Origin of the sequence: Phenylobacterium sp., from assembly GCF_036402295.1 — a bacterium.
In the GTDB taxonomy this organism is placed as follows: domain Bacteria; phylum Pseudomonadota; class Alphaproteobacteria; order Caulobacterales; family Caulobacteraceae; genus Phenylobacterium.
This window is the reverse complement of the sequence record NZ_DASWTE010000070.1, coordinates 1-5,291: the sequence shown is the minus strand read 5'-3', so window position 1 is coordinate 5,291 and position 5,291 is coordinate 1. Positions and strand designations below refer to the sequence as shown.

Below are 5,291 nucleotides of genomic sequence, written 5' to 3'. Positions count from 1 at the left end.
CCGCTTGGTCGCCGTCAGCGACTGGCGCGGCCGCGTCGCGAGGAGACGGGCGGCGGCCCAGGCCTCGGCGTCGACCTCGTCGCTCGCCACCGCGCGGTTGGCCAGGCCCCATTGGGCGGCGGTGTCTCCGTCGATCGCCTGACCGGCGGCGAACACCGAGAACGCGCGCAAATGGCCGATCCGTTGGGTGAGCAGGCGGCTCGATGCGGCCTCCGGCACGAGCGCGAGGTTGACGAACGGCGCGCTGAGCCTCGCGTCGCGGGCGACGATCACCAGGTCACAGTGCAGCAACATCGTCAGGCCGACGCCCACGGCCTGCCCGCGGACGCCGGCGACGATCGGCTTCTCGCATCCGGAGATCGCACGGATGAAGCGCGAGGCGTTCGACGGGCCGGCCGCCTCGGACCGGACGGCGGACTGCCGGGCGAAGGATGCGATGTCGTTGCCGGCTGTGAAGGCGTCTCCCCGGGACCGGAGGAGGACCACGCGAACGTGCGGATCGGCGTTGGCGCGCTCCAGGTGGCCGGACAGCGCCTCGTACATCTCATCGGTGATCGCGTTCTTCTTCTCCGGACGGTTCAGGGTGAGCCCTAGAACGCCGTCGGCGATCTCGCTGAGGACATGTTCGGTCATGATCGCTCCGTCTCGTCTTCGCCTTGCGAAGGTCCTGAGGGGAAACCCATAGACAGGATTTCAGGCGTCCCGGACCCCCCGCCCCCCGGGCGAGGCCAGAGGGTGAATCGCGGGGGCATCCGGCCTGTCGCGGCGCCGCGGCAGGATCGCTGCGAAGGTTGCCTCTTGACCCATAAGATGTCAAAACAAAACCCACTCGTCAGTGGAGCCGTCGCTGCGTTCCGCGGCGCGAGAGCCTTGATGGCAAAGCTCCGATGAAAGGGGGACCCGGTGGGCCGGATCCTGACCGACGAGGCGATCGCCGACTTCAGGACGCGCCTCTGCGACGCAGCCGAAGCTCAGCTCGCGGAAGGCGGCCGGACCGCCGTCAACATGCGCGGGGTGGCGGAAAGGCTGGGGGTGAGCGCCATGACCCCCTACCGCTACTTCGAGAGCAAACAGGCGATGATCAACGCCGTGCGGGTGCGCGGGTTCGAGCGCCTGGCCAAGGCTCTCGAGGACGCAGGCTCCGCCGCCGGGCCAAAGGACGTCGGTCGGGCAGTGTCCGAAGCCTATGTCGCCTTCGCTTCCGAAAACCCGGCCATCTACCGATTGATGTTCGAGTCCGGGTCGGCGGGCGAAGGCGCCGATCCCGACCTCGCCAAGGCCGTGGGCCGGGCCCGCGCCGCCATGTCTCGGGATTTGCAGCGCTCGTTCCAGGAGCTTGGGCCGGCCTCCGACGCCCAGATGGCCGGAGATCTCTTCTGGGCCACCTTGCATGGCCTGCTGGCGCTGGGGATGGCCGGCAAGCTTCCGGACTGCGAAAGCGTGCAGGCCGTCGCCGTGGCGGCGCTCTCCCGAGGACTGGCGGCCGTCTGACGGAGCCTGGGCCGAGGGACGCCTGCGCGGTGTCGCCGCCCAACGGCCGTGCGCTCGTCAGCTGCGCCCGAGGAAGCCCAGGATACGCGTCCCGACCTCGTCCGGCCGCTCGAGATGCAGGAAGTGGCCCGCCCGCGGGACAATCTCCCGCTCGAGGCCCTTGGGGAACAGCTCTTCCATGCCCTCGCTGAGATAGGCCGCCATGCAGCCGTCCTCCGCGCCGTGCAGGTAGAGGGACGGGACGTTGATCGGACCGTTCGCCCGCGCCTCGAGGGCCTGGATCGCCGGATCCTCCGGCGGGGCTCCGAACAGCTGCCGGTAGAAGCCGAATGTCTGGGTCAGCACGCCGGGCTGTGCGAGGCTCGCCTTCAGCCGGGCGCGCTCGGCATCGGACAGCACGTAGCTCGGCGACCACTCCCGCCACAGCCGGTCGATGAACGCGAAATCATCGAGCGGCACACTGAGCTCCGCAAGCGGTGTCTGGAAGTAGAACATGTACCAGCTGCGACGTTGCTGGTCTCCGTCGGCGACGAACGCTGTGAGCAGGCGCGGGCCATAGGGCACCGCCAGCCCGACCAGCTTGCCGATGCGGTCCGGCTCCAGGCTCGCGGCGGAGTAGGCGGCCCTGGCGCCGATGTCGTGCCCGACCAGATGGGCGGTGTCGCGACCGAGGGCGGCGATCAGCGCCAGGACGTCCTGCCCGAGCGCCGAACCGCCGTACCGCCCGTCGGGCGCAGCGCCGCCAGGCCAGTATCCGCGCATCGTCGGCGCCACCGCCCGGTAGCCTTGGTCGGCGAGGCGTCGCAGAAGCGGCGTCCAGCTGCGGGCGTGGTCGGGGAAGCCGTGGAGGCAGAGCACCAGCGGCCCTTCGCCCGCCTCGAGAACGGGGAACTCGAGGCCGTTGGCCGCGACCGTACGTTGGCTCACGCCCTCGTCATTCCAGAGCCCTGCGTTCGTCAGCGACATGCAGCATCCTCTCCCGCCAAAGTCATTTCGGTTGACCCGCCGGGACGGACGGGAGCCGTTGCCCGGCCGCTCTCAACGTGTTAGTTCCTAATTAGAACTCGTAGGAGCCGCCCGCAAGGGGCGCGGAGGTTAAAGCGAGGGCATCGGAGCCATGGGCGGCGGAGCCGCAGGGCAAGGAGCGGGCATGGACGCGCGGCATGACGACATCGTGGAGAGCACCAGACGCGCCGCGCCGCGGCCTCCGGTGTTCCCGACCCTCGCGCAGGAGCGACAGCACCGGAAAGAGCGTCTGGCGGCGGGTTTCCGGTTGTTCGCCAGGTTCGGGTTCGACGAGGGAGTCGCAGGGCACATCACCGCGCGGGATCCGGAATTCCCCGACAGCTACTGGGTCAATCCCTTCGGCATGACCTTCGCCCATATCCGCGCCTCCGACCTCGTCCGCGTGGATCATTCAGGGCAGGTCGTCGAAGGCGACCACCCGGTCAATCCCGCCGCCATCGCCATCCACCAGCGCGTGCACGCGGCGCGCCCCGATGCGGTCGGCGTCGCCCATTCCCACTCCCTGTACGGTCGCGCCTTTTCGACCCTGGGCCGCAACCTGGACGCGATCACCCAGGACTCCTGCGCCTTCTACAACGATCACGCGCTCTATGCGGACTACGGGGGCGTGGCCGAGGGAGACGAGGGTGAGCGCATCGCGCGGGCGCTGGGCGCTCAGAAGGCGGCGATCCTGCAGAACCATGGCCTGATCACCGTCGGCGAGACCGTCGACGCAGCGGTCTGGTGGTTCATCACCCTGGAGCGTTCCTGTCAGGTGCAGCTCCTCGCCGAGGCCGCCGCAGCCCGTACGGGACAGCCGTTGAAGACCATCTCGGAGACCGCCGCCAAGCAGGCCTATGCCGTGCTCGGCGGGCCGGGCGCGGGCTGGTTCCAGTTCCAGACGCTCTACGCGAAGATCGTCAGGGATCAGCCGGACCTGCTGGATTGAGCCGCCGCGGCCCTTAGGTCGGGGGAGGACATGGCCGTGTTTGAGGCGCCCCCGGCGCCGCCGACGGAATAGCGAGGTCGAGCGATGAAGATCCTGATGGTGGGCGCCGGCGCGACCGGCGGCTTCTTCGGCGGCCGACTGCTTGAGGCGGGCGCGGACGTGACCTTCCTGGTCCGCGGCGAACGGGCCGCTCAGCTTGCGGAGCAGGGGCTTCGCATCGTCACGCCCAAGGGCGAGACCCGGCTTGCGCCGAAGCTCGTGACGGCCGAGCGCCTCACGGACGCCTACGACCTGATCATCCTGGCGGTGAAGGCCTATGGCCTCAGCGCCGCGATGGAGAGCTTTGCTCCGGCGGTCGGCCCCGACACGGTGATCCTGCCGCTTCTCAACGGGCTGGCGCACATCGAAGCGCTGCAGCGCCGGTTTGGCGAAGCGAAGGTGTTCGGCGGCGTCTGCACCATCGTGGCATTCCTGGCTCCCGACGGAGCCGTCGTACAGGCCACGGACTTGGCGAGCCTCACCCACGGCGAGCTCGACGGGCGGGTCACGCCGCGGGCGGAGGCCGTCCAGGCGGCGCTTTCCGGAGCCGGCTTCAGCGCCAGCCTCTCGGCCTCCATTCGCCAGGACCTCTGGGACAAGTGGGTCCTGCTCGGTAGCCTCGCCGCCACCACCTGCCTCATGCGCGCGCCCATCGGTGAGATCGAGGCGGCCCCGGGAGGCGAGGCCTTTCTTCTGGGGACCCTCAGCGAGGCGGTGGCGGTCGCCGCTGCGGCGGGGCATCCCTGCAGCGACGCGTGGCTGGGCCGGACTCGCGCGATCCTGACCACGAAGGGCTCCCCCATCACCGCTTCTATGTATCGGGACATGCAGGGGGGCGGTTCCGTCGAGGTCGAGGCCATACTCGGTGATCTCGTCCGCCGGGCCGAGGCCGCCGGCGTGACCACGCCCCGCCTCGCCGCGGCGCGCACGGCGCTCGAGGTCTATAGCGCCCGGCAGCGCCCGTCGGCGGAGGCCGCCGCCTAGCGCCACGGCCCTGCGCCCGGAGCAGGAGGTCTGTCCGGATCCACTCAGACGGCATCGGCGCCACGCGATTCCGCGCCGCCCACTGCCCGTCGTCCGTGTCCGCGTGGGCGCGGCCTTGGGAGGATGGTCGCCGGCCTGTTGACCGGCCTTCACGGTCGCAGAGGGGTCGGCGCGAGCCGAACGGCCGTCCCCGACTGGCCGCGTGCGCACTGACGGCGACTTCAGAAATCGAAGTAGAAGCCGAGGCGGTCGCTGCTGTCGCGGGTCCCCTGGTCGGCAGCCTGGCTGAAGCCGCGAGCCGCCCCCTCCGCGGCGGACCGGGGGGGATCGCCGGCGCGGTCCATGGGCGGAGTCGGGCTGGTCTGAAGGAGCGCTGGGCGGTGTTCGTCGCCGGTCCAGCGATCCGTGGGCTCCGCGCCGGGCGCGCCGTCCTTGGCAAGATCCCACCGGTCTCCCCAGTCCCGCAGAGCGGCGATGACCGTCCAGAGGTCACGCCCCGTCTCGGTCAGCCGGTATTCGTCACGGGGCGGCCGATTCTCGTAACGCACCCGCTCGACGAGGCCCTGCGCCTCAAAGGCCTTCAGGCGCAGGGAAAGCGTGCTCGAAGGAATACCGGTGGCTCGCAACTCGTCAAAGCGGCAGAGACCCAGCGCCATGTCGTGAACCAACAGGAAGGTCCATCGGTCGCCCACCACCTGAAGCGCCGCGGCAAGGGATCTGCGGGTCCCGGAAGACGGCATCGACCTCATGACGCGCCACTCCGCGGGCCCACCGACGAGAATGTGCAGCGGCCCCGCCAGAGGGCAAGTGCAAAAATAGAACT

At 70.0% G+C, this 5,291-nt stretch carries 6 protein-coding genes; 3 read left to right on the top strand and 3 right to left on the bottom strand.

Annotation, left to right across the window (positions count from 1 at the left end):
- A partial coding sequence (locus VGD44_RS04680; RefSeq protein WP_331084378.1) for an enoyl-CoA hydratase-related protein occupies positions 1 to 633 on the bottom strand: 633 nt, incomplete at its 3' end.
- A gap of 270 nt (positions 634 to 903) precedes the next feature.
- On the opposite strand from VGD44_RS04680, the gene VGD44_RS04675 reads away from it, so the two are divergent.
- Positions 904 to 1,491 carry a TetR/AcrR family transcriptional regulator gene (locus tag VGD44_RS04675; protein WP_331084376.1) on the top strand — a complete coding sequence of 196 codons (588 nt, stop codon included), beginning with the start codon at positions 904 to 906 and terminating at the stop codon, positions 1,489 to 1,491.
- Between the two features lie 57 nt (positions 1,492 to 1,548).
- On the opposite strand, the gene VGD44_RS04670 is transcribed toward VGD44_RS04675, so the two are convergent.
- Positions 1,549 to 2,457 carry an alpha/beta hydrolase gene (locus VGD44_RS04670; RefSeq protein WP_331084374.1) on the bottom strand — a complete coding sequence of 303 codons (909 nt, stop codon included), beginning with the start codon at positions 2,455 to 2,457 and terminating at the stop codon, positions 1,549 to 1,551.
- Positions 2,458 to 2,641: 184 nt separating this feature from the next.
- Between VGD44_RS04670 and VGD44_RS04665 the strand changes: the two genes are divergently transcribed.
- Both VGD44_RS04665 and panE read left to right on the top strand, forming a co-directional pair.
- Positions 2,642 to 3,445, top strand: a complete 804-nt coding sequence (locus VGD44_RS04665) for a class II aldolase/adducin family protein (protein WP_331084371.1) — start codon at positions 2,642 to 2,644, stop codon at positions 3,443 to 3,445.
- 84 nt (positions 3,446 to 3,529) lie between these two features.
- The gene (gene panE / locus VGD44_RS04660; RefSeq protein ID WP_331084369.1) at positions 3,530 to 4,468 is read left to right on the top strand and encodes a 2-dehydropantoate 2-reductase; all 939 of its coding nucleotides are present in this window, start codon (positions 3,530 to 3,532) and stop codon (positions 4,466 to 4,468) included.
- Between the two features lie 221 nt (positions 4,469 to 4,689).
- Here panE and VGD44_RS04655 read toward each other — a convergent pair.
- The coding region (locus VGD44_RS04655) for a helix-turn-helix domain-containing protein (protein ID WP_331084367.1) at positions 4,690 to 5,291 on the bottom strand (602 nt) is incomplete at its 5' end.

Bases quoted from the DNA above. Each gene is read 5' to 3' on its own strand.
- VGD44_RS04670 (WP_331084374.1), bottom strand. From the start codon at position 2,457: ATGTCGCTGACGAACGCAGGGCTCTGGAATGACGAGGGCGTGAGCCAA.
- VGD44_RS04665 (WP_331084371.1), top strand. From the start codon at position 2,642: ATGGACGCGCGGCATGACGACATCGTGGAGAGCACCAGACGCGCCGCG.
- panE (WP_331084369.1), top strand. From the start codon at position 3,530: ATGAAGATCCTGATGGTGGGCGCCGGCGCGACCGGCGGCTTCTTCGGC.